The 22098-nt window shown below is 72.0% G+C and carries 23 protein-coding genes; 12 read left to right on the top strand and 11 right to left on the bottom strand.

The window, feature by feature from the left end; genetic code table 11:
• Positions 1 to 118 precede the first annotated feature (118 nt).
• Positions 119 to 2584, top strand: coding sequence for a SpoIIE family protein phosphatase (locus KJK29_RS33345; RefSeq protein ID WP_215122877.1), 2466 nt, complete (start codon positions 119 to 121; stop codon positions 2582 to 2584).
• Positions 2585 to 2653: 69 nt separating this feature from the next.
• Positions 2654 to 3886, top strand: a complete 1233-nt coding sequence (locus KJK29_RS33340; RefSeq protein ID WP_215122876.1) for a PP2C family protein-serine/threonine phosphatase — start codon at positions 2654 to 2656, stop codon at positions 3884 to 3886.
• Positions 3887 to 3902: 16 nt separating this feature from the next.
• Here KJK29_RS33340 and KJK29_RS33335 read toward each other — a convergent pair whose 3' ends face one another.
• Entirely contained in the window at positions 3903 to 4358 is a 456-nt protein-coding gene (locus KJK29_RS33335; protein WP_215122875.1) for an RpiB/LacA/LacB family sugar-phosphate isomerase, read from the bottom strand.
• A 324-nt stretch (positions 4359 to 4682) separates the two neighbouring features.
• On the opposite strand from KJK29_RS33335, the gene KJK29_RS33330 reads away from it, so the two are divergent.
• Positions 4683 to 5402 carry a lysophospholipid acyltransferase family protein gene (locus KJK29_RS33330; RefSeq protein WP_215122874.1) on the top strand — a complete coding sequence of 240 codons (720 nt, stop codon included), beginning with the start codon at positions 4683 to 4685 and terminating at the stop codon, positions 5400 to 5402.
• A gap of 60 nt (positions 5403 to 5462) precedes the next feature.
• Positions 5463 to 6509: an NAD-dependent epimerase/dehydratase family protein gene (locus tag KJK29_RS33325; protein ID WP_251057993.1), complete on the top strand. Its 1047-nt coding sequence runs from the start codon at positions 5463 to 5465 to the stop codon at positions 6507 to 6509.
• A gap of 37 nt (positions 6510 to 6546) precedes the next feature.
• Here KJK29_RS33325 and KJK29_RS33320 read toward each other — a convergent pair whose 3' ends face one another.
• The 8 genes from KJK29_RS33320 to KJK29_RS33285 all read right to left on the bottom strand — a co-directional run bounded on the left by KJK29_RS33320 (position 6547) and on the right by KJK29_RS33285 (position 13348).
• Positions 6547 to 8148, bottom strand: coding sequence for an alpha/beta hydrolase (locus tag KJK29_RS33320; protein WP_215122873.1), 1602 nt, complete (start codon positions 8146 to 8148; stop codon positions 6547 to 6549).
• A gap of 141 nt (positions 8149 to 8289) precedes the next feature.
• The gene (locus KJK29_RS33315) at positions 8290 to 9087 is read right to left on the bottom strand and encodes an urease accessory protein UreD (RefSeq protein ID WP_215122872.1); all 798 of its coding nucleotides are present in this window, start codon (positions 9085 to 9087) and stop codon (positions 8290 to 8292) included.
• Positions 9051 to 9728 carry an urease accessory protein UreG gene (ureG, locus tag KJK29_RS33310; RefSeq protein WP_215122871.1) on the bottom strand — a complete coding sequence of 226 codons (678 nt, stop codon included), beginning with the start codon at positions 9726 to 9728 and terminating at the stop codon, positions 9051 to 9053. Before ureG ends, KJK29_RS33315 begins: the two co-directional genes overlap by 37 nt.
• Positions 9729 to 9878: 150 nt before the next feature.
• On the bottom strand, positions 9879 to 10553 hold the full coding sequence (locus KJK29_RS33305; RefSeq protein WP_215122870.1) for an urease accessory protein UreF: 675 nt from the start codon (positions 10551 to 10553) through the stop codon (positions 9879 to 9881).
• Between the two features lie 10 nt (positions 10554 to 10563).
• Positions 10564 to 12285 carry an urease subunit alpha gene (locus tag KJK29_RS33300; protein WP_215122869.1) on the bottom strand — a complete coding sequence of 574 codons (1722 nt, stop codon included), beginning with the start codon at positions 12283 to 12285 and terminating at the stop codon, positions 10564 to 10566.
• Entirely contained in the window at positions 12278 to 12589 is a 312-nt protein-coding gene (locus tag KJK29_RS33295) for an urease subunit beta (RefSeq protein ID WP_215122868.1), read from the bottom strand. The genes KJK29_RS33300 and KJK29_RS33295 overlap by 8 nt, the downstream gene beginning before the upstream one ends.
• Before the next feature lie 12 nt (positions 12590 to 12601).
• Positions 12602 to 12904, bottom strand: a complete 303-nt coding sequence (locus tag KJK29_RS33290) for an urease subunit gamma (RefSeq protein WP_184599242.1) — start codon at positions 12902 to 12904, stop codon at positions 12602 to 12604.
• Positions 12905 to 13060: 156 nt separating this feature from the next.
• Complete coding sequence (locus KJK29_RS33285; RefSeq protein WP_215122867.1) at positions 13061 to 13348, bottom strand: type II toxin-antitoxin system Phd/YefM family antitoxin; 288 nt, start codon at positions 13346 to 13348, stop codon at positions 13061 to 13063.
• An 89-nt stretch (positions 13349 to 13437) separates the two neighbouring features.
• On the opposite strand from KJK29_RS33285, the gene KJK29_RS33280 reads away from it, so the two are divergent.
• From KJK29_RS33280 to KJK29_RS33270, 3 genes are all read left to right on the top strand, one after another.
• A complete protein-coding gene (locus KJK29_RS33280) occupies positions 13438 to 14073 on the top strand; it encodes an ATP-dependent Clp protease proteolytic subunit (RefSeq protein WP_215122866.1) in 636 nt (211 codons plus the stop codon).
• 7 nt (positions 14074 to 14080) lie between these two features.
• The gene (locus KJK29_RS33275; RefSeq protein WP_215122865.1) at positions 14081 to 14389 is read left to right on the top strand and encodes a hypothetical protein; all 309 of its coding nucleotides are present in this window, start codon (positions 14081 to 14083) and stop codon (positions 14387 to 14389) included.
• A 562-nt stretch (positions 14390 to 14951) separates the two neighbouring features.
• Positions 14952 to 15425 (top strand): C40 family peptidase, encoded by a 474-nt coding sequence (locus KJK29_RS33270; protein ID WP_215122864.1) that lies wholly within the window; start codon positions 14952 to 14954, stop codon positions 15423 to 15425.
• A 323-nt stretch (positions 15426 to 15748) separates the two neighbouring features.
• Here the strand turns inward: KJK29_RS33270 and KJK29_RS33265 are convergent, their stop codons facing one another.
• Positions 15749 to 16207: an ATP-binding protein gene (locus KJK29_RS33265; protein WP_215122863.1), complete on the bottom strand. Its 459-nt coding sequence runs from the start codon at positions 16205 to 16207 to the stop codon at positions 15749 to 15751.
• Between the two features lie 213 nt (positions 16208 to 16420).
• Between KJK29_RS33265 and KJK29_RS33260 the strand changes: the two genes are divergently transcribed.
• A complete protein-coding gene (locus tag KJK29_RS33260) occupies positions 16421 to 17281 on the top strand; it encodes a helix-turn-helix domain-containing protein (RefSeq protein ID WP_215122862.1) in 861 nt (286 codons plus the stop codon).
• 9 nt (positions 17282 to 17290) lie between these two features.
• Positions 17291 to 17521: a DUF397 domain-containing protein gene (locus KJK29_RS33255; RefSeq protein WP_215122861.1), complete on the top strand. Its 231-nt coding sequence runs from the start codon at positions 17291 to 17293 to the stop codon at positions 17519 to 17521.
• Positions 17522 to 17602: 81 nt separating this feature from the next.
• On the opposite strand, the gene KJK29_RS33250 is transcribed toward KJK29_RS33255, so the two are convergent.
• Positions 17603 to 18730, bottom strand: coding sequence for an 8-amino-7-oxononanoate synthase (locus KJK29_RS33250; RefSeq protein ID WP_215122860.1), 1128 nt, complete (start codon positions 18728 to 18730; stop codon positions 17603 to 17605).
• Positions 18731 to 18880: 150 nt separating this feature from the next.
• On the opposite strand from KJK29_RS33250, the gene bioB reads away from it, so the two are divergent.
• The 3 genes from bioB to bioD are packed head-to-tail and all read left to right on the top strand — an operon-like array spanning position 18881 to position 22056.
• The gene (gene bioB, locus KJK29_RS33245) at positions 18881 to 20056 is read left to right on the top strand and encodes a biotin synthase BioB (protein ID WP_215122859.1); all 1176 of its coding nucleotides are present in this window, start codon (positions 18881 to 18883) and stop codon (positions 20054 to 20056) included.
• Positions 20049 to 21329: an adenosylmethionine--8-amino-7-oxononanoate transaminase gene (locus KJK29_RS33240; protein ID WP_215122858.1), complete on the top strand. Its 1281-nt coding sequence runs from the start codon at positions 20049 to 20051 to the stop codon at positions 21327 to 21329. Before bioB ends, KJK29_RS33240 begins: the two co-directional genes overlap by 8 nt.
• A gap of 1 nt (position 21330) precedes the next feature.
• Entirely contained in the window at positions 21331 to 22056 is a 726-nt protein-coding gene (gene bioD, locus KJK29_RS33235) for a dethiobiotin synthase (protein WP_215122857.1), read from the top strand.
• Positions 22057 to 22098: the final 42 nt, after the last annotated feature.

Here is a 22098-nt window from a genome sequence, read left to right as displayed (position 1 = left end):
CGCCACAGCCGCCCGCGGCCGCCCCGACCGGACCTGCACAAGCCGCCCCCGTAGGCGGGAAGGGTGAAGATGGGGGCAAGAGGTGGTAGACCACTCTCAGCGACAGAGAGGTCGGCCGGTGGGCGCACACGAGGAATACGGCGTTGCCCGGCGGCGGTTCGACGTGGCCGACGCCGTGCCCCTGTTGCTCGATCCGCAGGGCATGGTGACGGGCTGGACCGACGACGCCCGGCGGCTGCTGGCATACCCGGCTTCCGAGGCGGTCGGCAGGAAGCTGTCCGACCTGCTGGCCGCCGAGGACGCGGAGCGCGTGCCGGACCTGGTCGAGCGCTGCCGCAGGGACGGCGGCTGGGCCGGGCTGCTGACGGCCCGCCGCAAGAACGGGCAGCCGGTGCGGGTCATGGCCCGGATCACCTCGACCGAGGAGACGCAGACCGGCTCGCGCTGGCTGGTGCTCCTGTCGGAGCTGGGCCAGGCCCCCGGCTGGGACATGAGCCGTTCGGTGCTGGAACGGATGGTGTCCGACGCTTCCGTGGGCATCGCCATCGTCGACACCGACCTGCGGTTCGTGTGGTCCAACACCGCCCTTGAGCAGTTCGGCGGCGGACCGGCGGCGCGACGGCTCGGGCTGCGCTTCGCGGACGTCCAGCCGGGCATGGACGGCCAGGCGGTCGAGGCGCAGATGCGGCACGTCCTGGAGACCGGCGAGGCGGTCGTCGGGTACGAGCATGTGGGGCATGTGCGGTCGGCGCCGCTGCGCGAGACGGCGCACATGCTGTCGTTCGCCCGGCTGGAGGACGACCGGGGCCACCCGCTGGGCGTGTACTACACGGTCGTCGACATGACCGAGCGGCACCGCGCGCGGCAGCGGCTGGCGCTCCTCGACCGGGCCGGCGAGAGCATCGGCCGCAGTCTCGACGTGATGCGCACCGCGCAGGAGCTGGCCGATGTGGCCGTGCCGGGAGTGGCCGACTTCGTCACCGTGGATCTGCTGGAGGCGGTGGTGCGGGGCGCGGAGCCGGCTCCGGGGCCGCTCGCGGACACGGATCCGGTGGCACTGCGCCGGGCCGGTCAGCGCTCCGCGCAGGAGGACCTCCCGCAGGGCGCCCTCGAGGTCGGCGACATCGCGACGTATCTGGCCGGGTCGCCCCCGGTCCGCTGCCTGACCACGGGACGCTCCTGGCGTGCGGAGCGGCTGGATCCGGTGACCCGGGAGTGGGCCACGGACCTCCCGGACGGCCGCCGGACCGTCACCTTCCTGGAGCTGGACCTGTACAGCGTGATGACCGTGCCGATCCGGTCGCGGGGCACCACCCTGGGCGTCACCACCTTCTTCCGGCGCCACCGCCGTGAGCCCTTCGACGAGGAGGATCTGCACCTGGCCGAGGACCTCGTCGCCCGCGCGGCCGTCTGCCTGGACAACGCCCGGCGCTACACCCGCGAGCGGGACGCCGCCCTCGTCCTGCAGCGCAGTCTGCTCCCCCACCGGCTGCCCGAGCAGGACGCCGTCGAGGTGGCTGCGTGCTACCGGCCGGCCGACGAGCTGACCGGCCTGGGCGGCGACTGGTACGACCTCATCCCGCTGTCCGGCGGCCGGGTCGCGCTCGTGGTGGGCGAGGTGCCCGGGCATGGTATCGACGCCGCCGCGGCGATGGGGCAGCTGCGGACCGCGGTGCGGACCCTGGCCGCGCTGGATCTGCCGCCCGAGGAGGTGCTGGCGCACCTCGACGACCTGGTGGCGCGGTCGGCGCGGGAGGAGGGCGTCGAGCCGGGCGCGGCGGGCGCCGACAGCGGACGGTCGTCCGTGGGCTCGGGGTGTCTGTACGTGGTCTACGACCCGGTCGACGGCGGCTGCACGATGGCGGCGGCGGGTCATCCCGCCCCGGCCGTGGTGGCGCCGGACCGCTCGGTGACGTTCGTGGATCTGCCGCAGGGGCCGCCGCTCGGCGTGGGCGGTCCGCCCTTCGAGGCGGTCGAGCTGTCCCTCGCGGAGGGCAGCACGCTCGCCCTGCACACCGACGGGCTGCTGGCCCGGGGCGAGACCACCTGGGCCGTCGACACCGGCCGGGAGCGGCTGCGCGGGGCGCTGGAACAGGCGGGTCCGCTCGAGTCGCACTGTCTGACCGTGGTCGACGCGCTGGTCCCGGCGCGCCCGTACGACGACGTGGCCCTGCTGATGGCCCGGACGAAGCGGCTCGACACCGAGCGGGTCGCGGCCTGGGACCTGCCCTCCGACCCGGCCGTCGTCGCCGACGCCCGCCGCACGGCCACCCGGCAGCTCGCGCACTGGGGCCTGGACGAGCTGGTCTTCACCACGGAACTGGTGGTGAGCGAGCTGGTCACCAACGCCATCCGGTACGCCACCGGCTCGATCCGGCTCCGGCTGATCCGGGAGCGCGCCCTGGTCTGCGAGGTCTTCGACGGCGGCGCCACCGCGCCCCATCTGCGCCATCCCCGTACGACGGACGAGGGCGGGCGCGGACTGCTGCTGGTCTCCCAGCTCACCCAGCGGTGGGGCAGCCGGTTCGTCCCCGACGGGAAGGTCATCTGGGCGGAGCAGTCGCTGACGGACCTCACGGAGTGAGACCCGGACCGATTGCCGCATACCGTGGGAAACTGGTCTGATACCGGCAGTGGTGGTGAGGCGGCGGCGATGACGGATACGGCGATCGACTACGAGGCCGTGTTCCAGGCCTTCCCGGGTGTGGTGGCCCTGCTCACGCCCGACCTGGTCTACGCGGACGTCAACGAGGAGTTCCTGCGGGTCGTCGGACGCACACGCGAGCAGGTCGTCGGCGGCGACCTCGACGACCTCTTCCCGGACAACCCGAACGACCCGCGCGCCTCCGGCATGGCGAACCTCAAGGCCTCGCTGTACCGGGTCCTGGCCACCGGCGAACGGGACACCATGGCGCTGCAACGCTACGACGTCGAGCCCCCCGACCGTCCGGGCCACTGGGAGGAGCGCTACTGGAGCCTGGTCAACGCGCCGCTGACCGGGCCGGACGGCAAGGTGATGCTGCTGGTCCTGCGGGTCGAGGAGGTCACCGAGCTGATCCGCGCCCATGGCCGCCCGAGCGGGAGCCGGTCGCGGGCGCTGGAGGCCGAACTGTACACCCGGGCCCGTGAGCTGCAGGAGCTCAACGACCGGCTGCGCCAGGCGCACTCCCGGGAGCGGGAGGTGGCCCTGGCCCTGCAGGAGGCGATGCTGCCCGACCGCCGCCAGGTCAGACACCACCACCGGGCCGCCGTCCGCTACCGGCCGGCCGTGGGCGCACTGAACGTGTGCGGGGACTGGTACGACCTGGTCGATCTGGTCGGCGGCCACCGGGTCGGGGTGTCGGTCGGTGACGTGGTCGGGCACGGACTGGAGGCCGCCGGCGTCATGGGCCAGTTGCGCAGCGCGCTGAGCGCGGCCTCCCGGGTCGCCGAGGGCCCGGCCCAGGCGCTGGACGTGCTGGGGCGCTACGCGCACGTGGTCGACGGCGCCGAGTCGGCGACCGCCGTGACGACCTTCATCGACTTCGACCGGCACACCATCACCTACAGCAGCGCCGGCCATCCCCCGCCCGTGCTGGTCCACCCCGACGGCCGGGCGGAGCTGCTCGACGGGGCCACCGACACCCCGCTCGACGCCCGCCCCGACCCGATCCCCAGACCCCAGGCGGACACCTCGTACACGCCGGGCGCCACCCTCGTGCTCTACACCGACGGGCTGATCGAGCGGCGCGGCGAGGACATCGACACCGGTCTGGGCCGCCTCGCCGACGCGCTGGCCCGGAACCGGGACCAGGACCCCGAGGCACTCGCCGACACCGTCCTGCTGGAGCTGCTGCCGCCCGGGGGCGCCACCGACGACACCGCGCTGGTCATCGTGCGGCTGTGATCGGGGGCCTGCCGCCCTACAGCCGGTTCCGTCCGTGGTCGAGGATCCGGACGCGGTCCACGTTCTGCCGGTCCTCGGTGTCGCCGCTGGGCTCGCCCGCGAACCACGCGTCGAGGATCTCCGTCAGCAGCGGCTCGGACGTCAGCCGCAGGCTGAGCGCGAGGACGTTGGCGTCGTTCCAGCGGCGGGCCCCGTCGGCCGTGTAGGCGTCCGTGCACAAGGCGGCCCGTACGCCGGGCACCTTGTTCGCCGCGATCGAGGCGCCCGTGCCGGTCCAGCAGCACACCACGGCCTGGTCGGCCGCCCCGTCGGCGACCTCGCGGGCCGCGGCCTCCGAGCACACGGCCCACTGCGGGTCGCCCCCGGAGCGCAGCGCGCCGTGCGGGCGCACCTCGTGCCCCCGGTCCCGCAGCGCGGCCACGAGAGCGCGGGCGACGGGCTCGTCCATGTCCGAGGAAACAGAGATCCGCATGCTCCGCAGACTACTCGCCGAGGCCGCAAGAACCACCGGTTGGCCAGGCACCCTTCACTTCCCGGCCATGCCACCCGTTCGGCTTGCCGATCACCCGTACGGAGCAGCACGCTGGTCCCGCGGCCCTCCCCAGCCGCATGAGCACCACCGGACACCGCCACCCGACTGACTGACCGTCAGTCAAAAGGTGAAGGATCGACGAGGTCCCGCCGCACGAGGTGCCCGGTGACTGCGCCTGCACCTACACTGGCACCCCACGACACGCCGGTTGACCTGCTGGAACGCGGCGGTTGAGTTCACCGCCAGAGTCGAGGAGCGCCCGCTTTGTTCTACTACCTGCTGAAATACGTGCTGCTGGGCCCGCTGCTGCGACTGGTCTTCCGCCCTCGAATAGAGGGGCTGGAGCACGTGCCGTCGGAGGGCGCCGCCATCGTCGCCGGCAATCATCTGTCGTTCTCGGACCACTTCCTGATGCCGGCGATCCTCAAGCGGCGCATCACCTTCCTGGCGAAGGCCGAGTACTTCACGGGCCCGGGTCTCAAGGGCCGGCTGACGGCCTTCTTCTTCCGCAGCGCGGGGCAGATCCCGGTCGACCGCTCGGGCAAGGACGCGGGCCAGGCCGCGATCCGCGAGGGCCTCGGCGTGCTGGACAAGGGCGAGTTGCTCGGCATCTACCCCGAGGGCACGCGCTCGCACGACGGCCGGCTCTACAAGGGCAAGGTCGGGGTCGCGGTGATGGCCCTCAAGGCGGGCGTCCCGATCATCCCCTGCGCGATGATCGGCACCTTCGAGGCCCAGCCGCCCGGCAAGGTCATCCCCAACATCCACCCCGTCGCGATCCGCTTCGGCGAGCCCCTCGACTTCTCCCGCTACGCCGGAATGGAGAACGAGAAGGCCATCCTGCGCGCCGTCACCGACGAGCTCATGTACGCGATCCTCTCCCTGTCCGGGCAGGAGTACGTCGACCAGTACGCGGCCGTCGTGAAGGCCGAGGAGGCCGCCGCCGCGAAGAAGCGGAAGCTGCCGCGCATGCCGCTCGGTTGATGCCTCTGCCGTCGGCAGAACCGCAGGTGGCCCGGCCCCCGGCCGCCGTACGGTCGCCGTATGACACGTGCTGTGGTGATCGGGGCGACGGGACAGATCGGACGGGTGGCGGTGGGGGCGCTGGCCCGGGACGGCTGGGAGGTGACGGCCGTCTCGCGGGGCGGCGGCCGGGACCCCCGGTGGCCGGACGGCGTCCAGGCCGTGCGGGCCGACCGGGAGGACGACGCGGCGCTGTCCGCGGCGGTCGGTGACGGCTGCGACGTCCTGGTGGACATGGTGGCGTTCGGCGCCGGGCACGCACGGCAGTTGACGGGGCTGGCCGGGCGGGTCGGCTCGGCGGTGGTGATCTCCAGTGTGTCGGTGTACGAGGACGACCGGGGCCGCGGCTTCGACACGCAGGGCGAGCCCGGGGGCTTTCCCGAGTACCCGGTGCCGCTGACGGAGGACCAGCGCACGGTGCGGCCGGGCGACGCCTCGTACAGCACCCGGAAGGCGGAGCTGGAGCGTGAACTCCTCGCGGCGGGCGACCGGTTGCCGACCACGCTGCTGCGCGCGGGCGCGATCCACGGGGCGTACTGCCAGGGCCCGCGCGAGCTGTACATGGTGAAGCGCAACCTCGACGGGCGTAGGCGGCGCGTGCTCGCCTACGGCGGCGAGAGCCGGTTCCATCCGGCGAGCGTCCACACGATCGCCGAGCTGATCCGGCTGGCCGCCGCCCGGCCGGGCGCCCGCGTCCTGAACGCCGTCGACCCGGACGCGCCGACGGTGGCCACGATCGCGGCGGAGATCGACGCGGTGATGGGCGTGAAGACCGAGGACGTGCTCGTGGACGGCCCGCCGCCCGCACCCGGTGTGGGCGAGACGCCCTGGTCGGTGCCGATGCCCGTGGTGTGCGACATGTCGGCGGCGCAGCGCGAGCTGGGCTACCGGCCGGTGGTGCGGTACGCGGACACCCTGCCGGAGACGGTCGCCTGGATCGAGGAACAACTCGCCGGGCGGGACTGGCGGGAGGCGTACCCGAAGATGGTCCAGGCGTACGGCGACCTCTTCGACTACGCGGCGGAGGACGCCTGGCTGGCGGAGAGGGACGGCCGAGGGGACGACTGAGGGGGGCGGCCGTACGACCGCCCCCCTCCGGCCGTGACTACGGCTTGGGCGTGGCGTGCGGTGTGCAGGTCACATCGCGACGGTCCAGCTTGCCGGTGAGCAGGTAGCTGTCCACCCGCTCGTTGACGCACGGGTTGACCAGCCCGGAGACGCCGTGCGAACCGGCGTCCTTCTCGGTGATCAGGCGGGAGCCCTTGAACCGCTTGTGCAGTTCGACGGCGCCCTCGTACGGCGTCGCCGCGTCATGCTCCGACTGGACGATGAGCACGCCGGGCAGGCCCTTGCCGCTCTTGACGTTCAGCGGCGTGTGCTGCTTGGACGGCCAGGTGGCGCACGGCAGGTTCATCCAGGCGTTGGCCCACGTCATGAACGGGTGGTCCTTGTGGAGCCGGGTGTTGTCCCGGTCCCAGGTGCGCCAGCTGGTGGGCCACTTGGCGTCGGCGCACTCCACGGCCGTGTAGACGGCGTTGCCGTTCTCCGCGGAGGCGTTGCCCGCGGTGTCCGACAGGTCGGGGGCGGCGGCGTCGATCAGCGCCTGGGTGTCTCCGGCGACGTACTTGCTGAAGGCCGACGCGACCGGGGCCCACGCCGAGTCGTAGTACGGGGCGCTCTGGAAGAAGGAGATCAGCTCGGCCGGGCCGACGACCCCGCCGAGGGGGTTCTTCTTCGCCGTGGCGCGCAGCTGGAGCCACTTCTCCTGGACGGCGGCGCGGGTGGTGCCGAGGTGGTAGGTCGCGTCGTTCGCGGCGACCCAGTCCTGCCAGTCCTTCCAGCGGCCCTCGAAGGCGACGTCCTGGTCCAGGTTGGCCTGGTACCAGATCTTGTCCCGGGACGGGTTGACGACGCTGTCGACGACCATGCGGCGCACATGGCCGGGGAAGAGGGTGCCGTAGACGGCGCCGAGGTAGGTGCCGTAGGAGACGCCCAGGAAGTTGAGCTTCTTCTCGCCGAGGGCGGCGCGGATGACGTCGAGGTCGCGCGCGGTGTTCGGCGTGGTCATGTGCGGCAGCATCGCGCCGCTGCGGTCCTGGCAGCCCTCGGCGTACTCGCGGGCCAGCTTGCGCTGGGCGAGCTTGTCGGCCTCCGAGTCGGGCACCGGGTCCATCTTGGGTGCCTTGACGAACTCCTGCGGGTCGACACAGGAGATGGGCGCCGACTTGCCGACGCCGCGCGGGTCGAAGCCCACGAAGTCGTAGGCCTTGGCGGCGTTGGCCCACACCGGGTTCTTGCTCGTGACCCGGGCGGGGAAGCGCAGTCCGGAGCCGCCGGGGCCGCCGGGGTTGTAGAGGAGCGCGCCCTGCCGCTCGGCCTTCGTGCCCGTGTTGCCGATGCGGTCGACCGCGAGTTTGATCTGCTTGCCGTGCGGCTTGGCGTAGTCGAGCGGCACGGTGACGTACCCGCACTGGATCGGCTTGGCCAGATTCCAGTCGGCGGGGCAGTCCTGCCAGTCGATGCCGGCCTTCGCGGCCCGGGCGGCGGCTGTCGCGACACCCCGGGCCTCGCGGTCCTGGCCGTGGCGGGTGCCCGCGCTCGCGTTCGCCGTGGGCGCCGCGACGGCGCCGGCTATCAGCGTGGCCGTGACGAGTGCTCCGGCCGAACCGAGCGCCGCCACCCGCCTCTTCGGTCTCGTACCCCTCAAGGGGGACCTCCCCGTACATCGTTGCGATCAGTACGGGGATCCTCGCGGCTGTGAGGTCACTGAGAACAGGGTCCGTCGCGCTTCTTTGCCAATCCGATAAACGGAGAACGGGTGCTGCTCTACGGACGCCTGACCGAGCGTCTACGCGAGGGACGTCAGCGCCTCGTCGAGCAGCCGCCGCAGCCGCAGCGCGTCCTGCGCCACGGCCGTCACCAGCCCGGCGGGTCCGGCGAGCGGCACGACCGACGCCCCCTCCCCCAGCGCCCGGGCCGTCACCGGTTCGACGGAGAACTCCGGCCGTACGACGACCAGTTGCCCGACCGCCCGGTGTCCCCCGAGGACGGCGGGCCCGTCCCAGCCGCCCGGCGCGCCGGGCCCACAGGCCAGCTCCTGGTCGAGCACGGTCCGCTCGGCGATCCGCAACGTCAGACGGCTCGTCAGCCGTCCGGGTTCCTCACCGACGCGTCCGAGCACCTGCTCCTCGCGCAGCACGAGCCGGGCCGTGGCGGCGAGATCGACGCGGGTCGTGACATACAGGTCGCTGCCCTGGGCGGAGATCAACTGCTCCGGCAGCCAGTGCAGTTCGGCACCGTCGGCGACATCGAGCCGCACGTCGTAGCGTGCCTCGCTCTTCGACTGTCCCGGCAGCGCGATGGTGGCGGCGGCCGACCCGACCGACAGCCGGGCCGCCTCCTCCACCCGGGCCTCCACGGTGAAGTGGTCGCCGCCGAGCGGGCCGCTCATCGCCCCGACGAGCATGACCCGCGCCTCGGGGCCGCTCGCCCTGGTCCGCCGCAGCGCCAGCGGGCCGTCGCTCTCCAGCACGGGCAGGGAGGTCCCGCCCCGGCCGTCGTCCCGGGCGACGATCCGCGCGACGGACCGCACCCCGGTGCCGAGCACGCTCACGCCGCCCACGCGGCGAGCTGTGCCCGGACCCATGCGGCGACGTCCGACACCCCGGCCTCGCTCCGCAACGACTGGAAGACGACCGGCAGTTCGGCCCGCTGCGCCTTGGCGTCGGCCGCCATGCGCGCGAGGTCGGAGCCGACGTACGGTGCGAGGTCGGTCTTGTTGACGATGAGCAGGTCGGCGGTGGTCACGCCCGGCCCGCCCTTGCGCGGGATGTCATCGCCCCCGGCCACGTCGATAACGAAGATCTGCGCGTCGACGAGCCCCTTGGAGAAGGTCGCGGTGAGGTTGTCCCCGCCGGACTCCACGAGGACCAGGTCCAGCGGCCCGACGGCGTCCTCCAGGTCCTCCACCGCTTCCAGGTTGGCGGAGATGTCGTCCCGGATCGCGGTGTGCGGGCAGGCGCCCGTCTCCACGGCGGTGATCCGCTCGGGCGGCAGCACGGCTTCCCGGAGCAGGAACTCGGCGTCCTCCCGGGTGTAGATGTCGTTGGTGACGACCGCGAGCGACAGCTCGTCCCGCAGCGCGCGGCAGAGGGCGGCGACGGTGGCGGTCTTTCCTGAGCCGACGGGGCCGCCGAGGCCGATGCGGAGCGCTCTGCGGGTGCCGTCGGGGCGGTGGGCGTCGGCGCTGACGGCTGGCGCGCCGTCGTGGTGGTGGTCGAGGTGCATGTGCGGCTCCTGGTTGGGCGGGTCCTGGTTTGGGACGACCGGGTTCGGGGTGGTGGGCGCGGGTTTCGGGGTGCGGGTGGGTGGGGGCTTGTCGCGCTCACGCGGCGGAGCCGCATATCGAACACAGCCCCGCGCCCCTGGGGCGAGCGGCTACGAGGCGAACAGGCGTACCGGCCAGCCCGCGTGCACCTCCGCTCCGATCTCCAGCAATGGTGCCGAGCCCGCCGGCAACGCGTCGACCCCCTCGTCGACGACTCTCCGCGCCGCCTCCACCGCGCGGTCCACGACTTGGTCCAACTCCGGTGCCAGACGGGCCAGTACGCCCGTCGCGTCGAAGGGGTCCAGGCTCAGCAGGCGGACGGTCGCCGTGGCCGGGCCGCTCACGCTCTCGTAGGCCGCGCAGTACGCCGCGTCGACCGGTCCGAGACCGGCCGCCCGGGCCGTCAGGCCGAGCACGACCGGCTGATGGGCGCCCTTGGGGAACTCGCGTGCCAAGGCGTCCAGTTCAGCGGACGGCCAGGTCGAACGGGCGGCCCGCATGAGCTGGCGGCCCAGCCTGCGTGCGGCGACCCGCAGCGCGGGCGAGGGCGTACGGGCGTCCGCGGCACGGTCCAGCGTGACGGGGTCGATGCCGAGCGCGGCGGCGGCCGAGAGCGCCGCGGCGACCGATCCGGCCGTGTGCAGGCGCCCCCGGCAGAAGTCGGCGAGGCTCGCCGCTCCCTTGATGCGCCCGGCCTTGACCGCGGCCTCGGCCCCGCCGGAGTGTGCGTGGCCGCCGGCGGGGAAACGGCCGTCGGCCAGGACGAGAAGCGCTGCTCGTGACATCAGGGCGTCCTCAGAACAGGAAGTAGCGCTGCGCCATGGGGAGTTCGGCCGCGGGCTCCGCCTCGACCGCTGCCCCGTCGATGTACACCGCGAAGCTGTCGGGGTCGACCCGCACGTCCGGGCGCGCGTCGTTCTCCCGCATGTCGGCCTTGGTGACCCCGCGCGTCGAGTCGATCGCCACGAAGCGCTTGCCGAGGCCCAGCCGCTCAGGCAGCCCGTCCTCGACGGCCAAGGGGGCGACGAAGTTGAAGGAGTTGGCGGCCGGTGCCCGCCCGATCGCCCCGTACATCGGGCGCGGCAGGATCGGCTGCGGTGTGGGGATCGAGGCGTTGGCGTCGCCCATCTGCGCGTACGCGATCTGCCCGCCCTTGATGACGAGCTGCGGCTTGACGCCGAAGAACGCCGGTTCCCACAGCACCAGGTCGGCCAGCTTGCCGCTCTCGACCGACCCGATCTCCCGGGCCAGGCCCTGGGCGAGCGCCGGGTTGATCGTGTACTTGGCGACATAGCGACGCACCCGACGGTTGTCGGCGCGTCCGTCCCCGGGCAGGGCGCCCCGCCGCCGCTTCATCACATGCGCGGTCTGCCAGGTCCGCATGACGACCTCGCCGACGCGCCCCATGGCCTGGGAGTCGGAGGAGATGATCGAGATCGCGCCCAGGTCGTGCAGCACATCCTCGGCGCCGATCGTGGACGGCCGGATCCGGGACTCGGCGAAGGCCAGGTCCTCCGGCACCGCCGGGTTGAGGTGGTGGCAGACCATCAGCATGTCGAGGTGTTCCTCGGCGGTGTTGACGGTGAACGGCCGGGTCGGATTGGTGGAGCTCGGCAGCACGTACGACTCGGAGACCACGGTCATGATGTCCGGCGCGTGCCCGCCGCCCGCGCCCTCGGTGTGGTACGCGTGGATGCCCCGCCCGGCGATCGCGGCGAGCGTGTCGCCGACGAACCCGGCCTCGTTGAGCGTGTCCGTGTGAATGGCGACCTGGATGCCGGTCTGCTCTGCGACGGTCAGCGAGGCGTCGATGACGGCCGGGGTCGAGCCCCAGTCCTCGTGCAGCTTCAGGCCGAGCGCGCCGCCGCGGATCTGCGACAGCATCGCCTCGTGCGAGACGGTATTGCCCTTGCCCAGCAGGCCGATGTTGAGCGGGAAGGCCTCCATCGCCTCCAGCATCCGCGCGAGATGCCAGGGGCCGGGGGTCACGGTGGTGGCCTTGGAGCCCTCGGCCGGGCCCGTACCGCCGCCGACGAGGGTCGTGATGCCCGCCGAGAGCGCCTCGTCGGCGATCTGCGGGCAGATGAAGTGGACGTGCGCGTCGATGGCGCCGGCCGTGAGGATCCGCCCGTTGCCGGCGATGATCTCGGTCTCCGGGCCGATGACCAGGTCCGGGTGGACGCCGTCCATGGTGTCGGGGTTGCCGGCCTTGCCGATGCCGGTGATCCGGCCGTCGCGGACGCCGACGTCGGCCTTGACGATCCCCCAGTGGTCGATGATCACCGCGCCGGTGATCACGGTGTCGGGGGTACCCTCCGCCCGCGTGGCACGCGCCTGGCCCATGGACTCGCGGATGACCTTGCCGCCGCCGAACACGGCCTCGTCACCGGCGCGGCCGGGGCCGCCGGAGCGGTCCTCCTCGATCTCCACCAGCAGATCGGTGTCGGCGAGCCGGATCCGGTCGCCGGTCGTCGGGCCGAACAGGTCTGCGTACGCGGCACGTGAGATCTCAGGCATCGAGGGCACCTCCGGTCTCACCGCGCAGTCCGGGCACGACACGGGCGCCGGTGAGCGGAACGAGTTCGACGTCGACGGGGATCCCGGGTTCGAAGCGCACGGCCGTCCCGGCGGCGACGTTCAGCCGCTTTCCGCGGGCCGCGGCGCGGTCGAACTCCAGGCCGGGGTTGGCCTCGGCGAAGTGGTAGTGGGAGCCGACCTGGACGGGCCGGTCGGCGGCGTTGAGGACGGTCAGCCGGGTGACCTCGCGGCCCTCGTTGTACGCAATCGGGTCCTCGGCGAAGAGGATCTCTCCGGGAATCACGGCGGCTCCCCGTCAGACGATCGGGTCGTGGACGGTGACGAGCTTGGTGCCGTCCGGGAAGGTGGCCTCGACCTGGACGTCGTGGATCATCTCCGGGATGCCCTCCATGACGTCGTCCCGGGTGAGCAGCTTGCGTCCGGAGGACATGAGTTCGGCGACGGTACGGCCGTCCCGGGCGCCTTCGAGGAGGTGCGAGGTGATGAGCGCGACCGCCTCGGGGTGGTTCAGCCTCAGCCCGCGGGCCCTGCGCTTCTCGGCCACGTCGGCCGCGACGTGGATCAGCAGTCTCTCTTGCTCGTGCGGGGTCAGTTGCACGTCCCACCTCACAGTCCTCGCTCCGGACCGTGCGGGGCCCGGCTGCCGCAGCCCCGGGGAAAAGCCCTGGTGGCGTGGCGGCAGGCTAGTTGGACCGGGTTTCGGGCACGTTAACCGAGCTGTGATCCTCCAGGCCTGTGCGACGCGCCCGGAAAGCTACGCCGGGCCGGCCCCCCGATGCTCCGCCGCGATCCCGAACCGCTGCCGTTCGCGAGGAGCGGACGCGACCTCGCGGACCGTGGAGACGGCGCTGACCACCTGCTCCTCGGCGGTCTCCGCGAGCTCCTGGGCCTCTTCGAGTCGGCGCAGGTCATCGGCCGAGACGAGGGCGACGAGGGGCTTGCCGTGCCGGGTGACGACGACGCGCTCACCGGCGTACACCACGCGGTTGATCAGGTCGGCGAGCTCAGCCCTGGCTTGCGTCACCGGAATCTCGTAGGCCATGTCCTCATCATAACGCGATGTACGTCCTGTACATTTTTCACAGAGGAAGCTGTCGCCGAGGACAGCCCTGCCGCGAGGAGGGGTTCACCATGACCCGACCGTCCGCCCGTCACGTGCTGCCCGAGCTCACGGAACGCACGAGTTCCGGGCAACGGACCATGGACCCGTACTCGAAGCTGCTGGAGGAGCGGATCGTCTTTCTCGGGACGCCGGTGGACGAGATCTCGGCGAACGACGTGATGGCCCAGTTCATGTACCTCGAGCACCAGGCCCCGGACCGCGACATCCAGCTCTACATCAACTCCCCCGGCGGCGCGTTCCACGCGATGACCGCCCTCTACGACACGATGCGCTACGTCACCTGCGACGTGGAGACGGTCTGCCTGGGCCAGGCCGGGGCGGCCGCCACGGTGCTGCTGGCGGCCGGCACGCCGGGCAAGCGGTCCATGCTGCCGGACGCGCGTCTGGTGATCCATCAGCCCGCCCTGCCCGAGCCGGTCCAGGGACAGGCCAGTGATCTGGCGATCCAGGCCGACGAGCTGACGCGGATCCGGACCCGCATGGAGGAGATGCTCGCGCTGCACACCGGCCGCACCCGGGAGCAGGTGAGCGAGGACATCGAGCGGGACAAGGTGCTCACCGCCCAGGAGGCGGTGGAGTACGGCCTGGTGGACCGGATCGTCCCCGACCGCAAGGCCACCATGGCCGCGCCGACCGGACGGTGAGCCGCCGGTGCTGCCTCCCGAACTGCCTCCGCTGCCCGCCCTGACCCGCGCGGAGGCGGAGCTGATCGACCGTTACCTCGAGGTCGTGGACCTGCTGGGCCGGATCAATCCGGCGCTGCACGGCGACACCTACCGCGGACTGAGGGCCGCGCAGGCCCTGGTCGGCAAGGCGACCGCGCTGCGGGACGCACTGGCCCTGATGCACCAGCGGGGCGAGACGGAACTGCACGCCGACACACTGGCCCGGGCGCTGCGGGTGCTGGACGGCGAGCGCCGCACCGCCCGCGTCGCCCTGCCCCCGGAGTCCGTCGGTTGACGCGGAGCCGGCGGATCCGTCGGCTCCGGGACCCTGCTCTGTCGACGTGACGTCCGCGCTTGAGTCGAAACGAGCCAAACGACGTACCGCTGTTCGGAGTAGACGGGACACCAATTTTTGGACCGTCACGGTTGCGCGACGCGCGGGGTCGAGGGGCGGAATGGGACATTCCGTCGCTGGTCCGACGGTGCGCGGCGGGGTGGACACCCGGTCGAACACAGACGTGTCCACCCGAACGGGTGAGTGGTGAGTAACAACACAAATCCCCGGTTCCGTTGGGATTTCATGACAACCATCAGTCAAGATCCCTGACTGACGACAAGCCCCCGCCACAGCGGCGGGGCGATCCGGGCGGACGCCGAGTCCTGCCGCCGCCTGGATGACCGGTCGACAGGAGTGGATCGGCAGGAGTGGAGGACCCAAGCACGACGGGTCGCCGGGACGGTCACGCCATGACCGGACCCGAGCAGCCCTTGGGGTGAAGCCGCGTCAGCGGCCGGGCAACTTCGCCAGCCCGAATCCGACAGGTCATCCTTCACAGGCGGCTGACGAAGGGTTGCGCATGACTGCGCTCAATCGTGTCCCGTCGCTGATGGCCCGAGCCGGTACGGCCTCGGCCCTCACCATCGCCGCCGTGGGCGGCTCGATCGTGGCCCCCGGCTTCTCCTCCGAGGCAGCGGCGGCCACGCCGGCGACCAAGGCACTCCAGATAGCGGCCTCGAAGAAGGGATCGCCCTACAAGTACGGCGCCGTCGGCCCGCACCGGTTCGACTGCTCGGGCCTGACGCTGTACTCGTTCAAGAAGGTCGGCAAGAAGCTGCCGCGCACGGCCGCCCAGCAGTACAACAAGACCCGCCACATCTCCGCCCAGAACCGCAAGGCCGGAGACCTGGTGTTCTTCCACTCGGGCCGGAACGTGTACCACGTGGGTATCTACGCGGGTAAGAACAAGCTCTGGCACGCCCCCAAGAGCGGGGACGTGGTGCGGCTGCAGAAGATCTGGACCAAGAGCGTCTGGTACGGGCGCGTGAAGTAACCCGACGGGCGTGCGGCGACGCCTGAGACACACCGCCGCACGCCCACTCCAGCGCGCCCACCGCATGGTGGTCGAGCAGCTCCAAGAGGTCCGGGCCACCCGGACGGGCGTAGAGATCGAACGGCGGCTGCGGGGATCCGGAGCCCGCTGTCCACGAGGCGGCGCGCCGAGGCGCCGTCAGGAACCCCGCACCGCGTCGGGGAGGAGGAGCGTCGCGCCGAGAGGCGTCGCCGCGGCGGTGATGCCAGGCTTCGGGGAGAGGGCGGCGCGGACGTCGCTCACGCCGACGGGGCGTGCGCGCGCTCGGGGCCGGCGCGCCGAGGCTACGGCTCCTGCTGTCCCGCCGCCGTCATGGGCTGGGCCGGGACGGTCCACGGAAGTTCGACCGAGATGGTCTTGCCGCCCTCACGGGTGGGGCGGATCCTGAGCCTGCCGCCGCATTCGGCGGTCAGCCAGCGGATGATGACCAGACCGCGGCCGTTGTCCTGCTGGACGGCGGCGGGGAGCCGTCTGGGGAACCGCGGGTGGCTGTCCGTGACACCGATATGCAGCCGCTCGTCGCGGTCGAGCACGACGTCCACCGTGAACGTGGGCGACTGCCCGAAGGTGTGCTGGACGGCGTTGGTGGCGAGCTCGGAGATGATGAGCCGGACGGTGTCGGACACCTCCGTGTCCGCCGGCAGACCCCACTCCGTCAGCGTGTCCACCACGTAGACACGCGCTGCGGAGACCGAGGCGGGATCGCTCGGCAGAGTGACGGATGATTCCAGATGGTCTGCCATGGCGACGTCGTCCCTTTCCCACGGGACCGGAGTCCGACATGGAGCGGATGGTTCGAGTACGGTCCCGGACTGGTGCATCGCCGCCAGAGTGCCACCAGAACACCCGCGAAGGGCGGCGATCCACCAAGATATGCATATATCTGTCGCCCAAAGCGGTGAACTCTACGACGCGAGACCGTATTCGGGTGGCTCGGAAGGAGTAAGGAGAAGCCCATGCAGCACGGTCCCGCGGTGCGCCGCCGGAAACTGGGCGCCGAACTGCGCGCGCTGCGCACCTCGGCGGGTCTCACCAGTGGTGAGGCGGCCCGGCTGGTGGGCTGGCACCAGTCCAAGGTCAGCCGGATCGAGACGGGCACGAGCGGGGTGAAACCGGCCGATGTGCGGTTACTCCTCGACGCCTACGGTGTGGCGGACTGCCAACTCCGCGAACTGCTCCTGGTGTTGGCGGAGTCCGAGGACGGGAGCGGCCGGCACCACTGGTGGCACGCCTACCGAGGGGTGCTGCCGCCGACCTACCGGGACTTCATCAGCCTGGAGTCCCAGGCCACGGCGATGCGCACGCTGGAGACCACCGTCGTCCCGGGGCTGCTCCAGACGCCCGAGTACGCGCGTGCGGTGACGAAGGCCGCCGTGGAGGGACTGTCGGAGGACCGGCTCGACACGCTGGTCGAGGTGCGACTGGCCCGGCAGGACGTGCTGCGCGCGGATCCGCCGCTGGAGCTGAGCGCCGTCCTGGACGAGGCCGTGCTGCGGCGGGAGGTGGGCGGGCCCGGAGTGATGGCCCGGCAGCTGGAACGGCTGGTCGAGGCGGCGCGCCTGCCCCAAGTGCGGCTCCAGGTACTGCCGTTCGCCGCCGGGGCGCACATCGGAGTCACCGGCCCTTTCGTTGTTTTCTCATTTTCGAGCACTTCTGATCTGAACGTGGTTGTTCTCGACCACTTGACGAGTAGCCTCTACCTCGAACGGAAAGAAGACCTCCAGGCCTACACGGAGGCCTTCAACGCCCTTCAGATCCACGCCCTTTCGCCCGAGGACTCGTTGGATTACATCGCCGGGACAGCCGCCGGCGCGTAAGGAGGCACCATGCGTGCACTGCCTCGTCATGTCCCCTCAAGCATCGAACTGCACGGTGTGCGGTGGTTGCGCAGCAGCTACAGCACCGGCGCGAACAACTGCGTCGAGACCGCGTGTCCGCAGACCCCACCCTGGGCCGGGCTGCTCGCCGTGCGCGACTCCAAGGACCCGGCCGGGCCCGCGCTGCTCTTCTCGTCGAGGAGCTGGGCGGAGTTCACGGCCGCGGTCGACCACATCTGACCGTTTCTGATCAGACCGTCATCGTTCAGACCGGGACTGTTCAGTCCATCATCGTGCGACGCCCGGCCGTGTCACGCCGACTCATGGCCGCGTCTCGCCGATCAGCCGTACAGCGCGTTCGATCTGTTCGCCGGCCAGATCCGCGCGGGCGGTCAGCCTGAGTCGTGAGATGCCGTCGGGCACGGAAGGAGGACGGAAGCAGCCCACGGCCAGGCCCGACGCGCGGCATTCGGCCGCCCAGCGCACGGCGTCCTCGGGAGAGGGCGCACGCACCGAGACCACCGCGGCGTCCGGACGTACCGCTTCCAGACCCGCGGCGGTCAGGCGTGCGTGCAGTTCGCCCGCCACCGCGCGGGCCCGTGCCGCACGTTCCGGTTCGCGGCGCAGCAGCCGCAGGGCCGCCAGGGCCGCGCCCGCAGCCGCGGGGGCGAGTCCCGTGTCGAAGATGAACGTCCGTGCCGCGTTGACCAGGTGGTCGATCACCCGGGCGGGGCCGAGGACGGCTCCGCCCTGGCTGCCGAGCGACTTGGACAGCGTGACCGTGACGACGACGTCGTCGGCGCCCGCGAGCCCCGCCGCGTGCGGGCCGCCCCGGCCGCCGTCGCCGAGGACGCCCAGGCCGTGGGCGTCGTCGACCACCAGCCCGGCGCCGTGCTCCCGGCAGGCCTCGGCGAGGGCCGTGAGCGGGGCCGCGTCGCCGTCGACCGAGAAGACCGTGTCGGACACCGTGATCGCCGTGCCCTCGTGGGCCGAGAGCGCCTTGCGCACGGCGTCCGGCTCGGCGTGCGCCACCACCTGGGTGGTGCCGCGGGCCAGCCGGCAGCCGTCGATGAGCGAGGCGTGGTTGCCCGCGTCGGAGACGATCAGAGAGCCGTGCGGGGCCAGAGCGGTGACCGCCGCGAGGTTGGCCGCGTAGCCGGAGGAGAAGACGAGGGCCGCCTCGAACCCGCAGAATTCGGCCAGTTCCCGTTCCAGTTCCGCGTGCAGTTCGGTGCTGCCGGTGACCAGCCGGGAGCCGGTGGAGCCACCGCCCCAGTCCCGCGCGGCACGGGCCGCGCCCTCGGTGACCTCGGGGTGCCGGGCCAGCCCCAGGTAGTCGTTGCTCGCCAGATCGAGGAGCGGCGATACGGCCGGACGGGGGCGCAGAGTCCGTACGAGTCCGGCGCGGCGGCGCACTCGCGCCTGCTCGTCGATCCAGCCGAACGCCATGGGTGGTCCTCCGGGAATTTTGTAGGCAGTGCACAGACACTAGCGGGACCACCAGCAGGTCAGTATGTGGCAATACCCACACCTCGAAGCGACTCTGTTGTGCGAACTCTCCTTGGCCCGGAGCGGGTGCGTAGGACAGGATCGGCTTTCATGGACCTGCTGAACACGCTGGTGGACAAGGGGCTTCGGCGCGAGCTGCCGACCCGCGAAGAGGCACTCGCCGTCCTCGCCACGACCGACGACGACCTGCTCGATGTGGTGGCCGCGGCCGGGAAGGTGCGCCGGCACTGGTTCGGCCGACGGGTGAAACTCAACTATCTCGTCAACCTGAAGTCCGGCCTGTGTCCCGAGGACTGCTCCTACTGTTCGCAGCGGCTCGGCTCACAGACGGGGATCCTCAAGTACACCTGGCTCAAACCCGACCAGGCGTCCGACGCGGCGGCGGCCGGTGTGGCCGGGGGCGCCAAGCGTGTGTGCCTGGTAGCGAGCGGGCGCGGTCCGACCGACCGGGACGTGGACCGGGTCTCCGACACGATCAAGGCCATCAAGGAGAGCAACGAGGGCGTCGAGGTGTGCGCCTGTCTCGGACTGCTCTCCGACGGTCAGGCCGAGCGGCTGCGCGAGGCGGGCGCCGACGCCTACAACCACAACCTCAACACGTCCGAGGCGACGTACGGGGAGATCACGACCACGCACACCTACGCCGACCGGGTGGACACGGTCGAGAAGGCGCACGCGGCGGGCCTCTCCGCCTGCTCCGGGCTGATCGCCGGCATGGGCGAGTCGGACGCGGACCTGGTGGACGTCGTCTACTCGCTGCGCGAGCTGGACCCGGACTCGGTTCCGGTCAACTTCCTGATCCCGGTCGAGGGCACCCCGCTGGCCAAGGAGTGGAACCTCACCCCGCAGCGCTGTCTCAGGATCCTGGCGATGGTGCGCTTCGTGTGCCCGGACGTCGAGGTGCGCATCGCGGGCGGGCGGGAGGTCCATCTGCGCTCGATGCAGCCGCTCGCCCTGAACCTGGCCAACTCGATCTTCCTCGGCGACTACCTGACCACCGAGGGCCAGGCGGGCAAGGCCGACCTGGAGATGATCGCGGACGCCGGCTTCGAGGTGGAGGGCACCGACCAGGTGACGCTGCCCGAGCACCGTTCCGGCGGCTGCCACGACGGTGGCGGGGTGTGCGGTTCCGAGGGCGGTGGAGGCTGCGGTTCCGCCGACGCGGCCCCGGAGGTCTCCGAGTCCCGTACGTCCGCCGATGCCCGGACCGATCTGGTCGCCGTGCGCCGCCGGGGCGCCGGGACGGACCTCGCGCCCAATGCCTGAGCGGACGGTGCCCGAGCTGCTGGAGCTCGACCGGCGGCATGTGTGGCATCCGTACGGCCCCATGCCCGGACGGCAGGAACCGCTCGTCGTGGAGTCGGCGAGCGGGGTTCGGATGCGGCTCGCCGACGGCTCGGGAGAGCTCGTCGACGGCATGTCGTCCTGGTGGTCGGCGATCCACGGCTACAACCACCCGGTGCTCAACGAGGCGGCGCGCGGGCAGCTGGAGCGAATGAGCCATGTGATGTTCGGCGGGCTCACCCACGAGCCCGCCGTACGCCTGGCGAAGCTCCTTGTCGATATGTCGCCCGACGGGCTCGAGCATGTCTTCCTCGCCGACTCGGGGTCCGTGTCGGTCGAGGTCGCGGTCAAGATGTGCCTGCAGTACTGGCGTTCGCTGGGCCGTCCCGGCAAGCAGCGGCTGCTGACCTGGCGCGGCGGCTATCACGGGGACACCTGGCAGCCGATGTCGGTGTGCGATCCCGAGGGCGGGATGCACGAGCTGTGGACCGGGGTGCTCCAGCGTCAGGTGTTCGCGGACGCGCCGCCCGCCGAGTACGACGAGGCGTACGCCGAGCAGCTGCGCACGACGGTCGAGCGGCACGCCGACGAGCTGGCGGCGGTGATCGTCGAGCCGGTGGTGCAGGGCGCGGGCGGGATGCGCTTCCACTCCCCCGCCTATCTGCGGGTGCTGCGCGAGGCGTGCGACGCGCACGACGTGCTGCTGGTGTTCGACGAGATCGCGACCGGTTTCGGCCGTACGGGCGCGCTGTTCGCGGCGGAGCACGCGGCCGTGACGCCGGATGTGATGTGCGTGGGCAAGGCGCTGACCGGCGGTTATCTGACCATGGCGGCGACGCTGTGCACCGCGCGGGTGGCCGACGGGATCTCGCGGGGCGAGGTGCCGGTGCTCGCGCACGGCCCGACCTTCATGGGCAATCCGCTGGCCGCGTCCGTGGCCTGTGCCTCGATCGAGCTGTTGCTCGGCCAGGACTGGCTCGCGGAGGTCAAGCGGATCGAGGCGGGGCTGCGGGACGGGCTGTCGGCGGCCTCGGAGCTGCCGGGCGTGACGGATGTGCGGGTCCTCGGCGCCATCGGGGTCGTGCAGCTCGATCACGCCGTGGACATGAAGGCGGCCACCGAGGCCGCCGTACGCGAGGGTGTGTGGCTGCGGCCGTTCCGCGATCTGATCTACACGATGCCGCCGTACGTCACCGGCGACGCGGACGTGGCGCGGATCGCGCGGGCGGTGTGCGCGGCGGCGCGGGAGGGATGACATGCCGGTACTGGTGATCACGGGCACGGGCACGGAGGTCGGCAAGACGGTCGTGACCGCCGCCGTCGCCGCGACGGCGAGGGCGGCGGGCCGTTCGGTGGCCGTGCTGAAGGCCGCGCAGACGGGCGTACGGCCGGACGAGCCGGGGGACGCCGCCGAGGTCGGGCGGCTCGCGGGCGCCGTGACGACGGCCGAACTCGCCCGGTATCCCGAGCCGTTGGCGCCGGCCACGGCCGCCCGCCGGGCCGGTCGCGCCCCGGTGCATCCGCACGAGGTCGCGGACGCCGCCGCCAAGCTGGCCGCCGAGCACGACCTGGTGCTGGTCGAGGGGGCGGGCGGACTGCTCGTCCGGTTCGACGCGGCCGGCGGCACCCTGGCGGACGCGGCCCGGCTGCTGTCGGCGCCGGTGCTGGTCGTGGCGCCCGCGGGGCTCGGCACGTTGAACACGACGGAGCTGACGGCGCGTGAGCTGCGCTCCCGGGGGCTGGACCTGGCCGGGATCGTGATCGGGAGCTGGCCCGCGGACCCGGATCTCGCGGCGCGCTGCAATCTCGCGGACCTGCCGGATGTGGCCGGAGCGCCGCTGCTGGGCTCCGTTCCCGCCGGGGCCGGAGGCCTCTCCCCCGCCGCCTTCCGGTCGGCGGCGCCGCACTGGCTGGCGCCGCGTCTGGACGGTACGTGGGACGCGGAGGCGTTCCGGATGCGGGAGGCGCCCCCGGCGTCCTGAGTCCGGACGGGCGGGCGCGCGGTGAAACCGGCGCGGACGTGA

Source organism: Streptomyces koelreuteriae, assembly GCF_018604545.1.
Lineage (GTDB): Bacteria > Actinomycetota > Actinomycetes > Streptomycetales > Streptomycetaceae > Streptomyces > Streptomyces koelreuteriae.
This window is presented reverse-complemented; position numbering and strand designations above follow the sequence as displayed.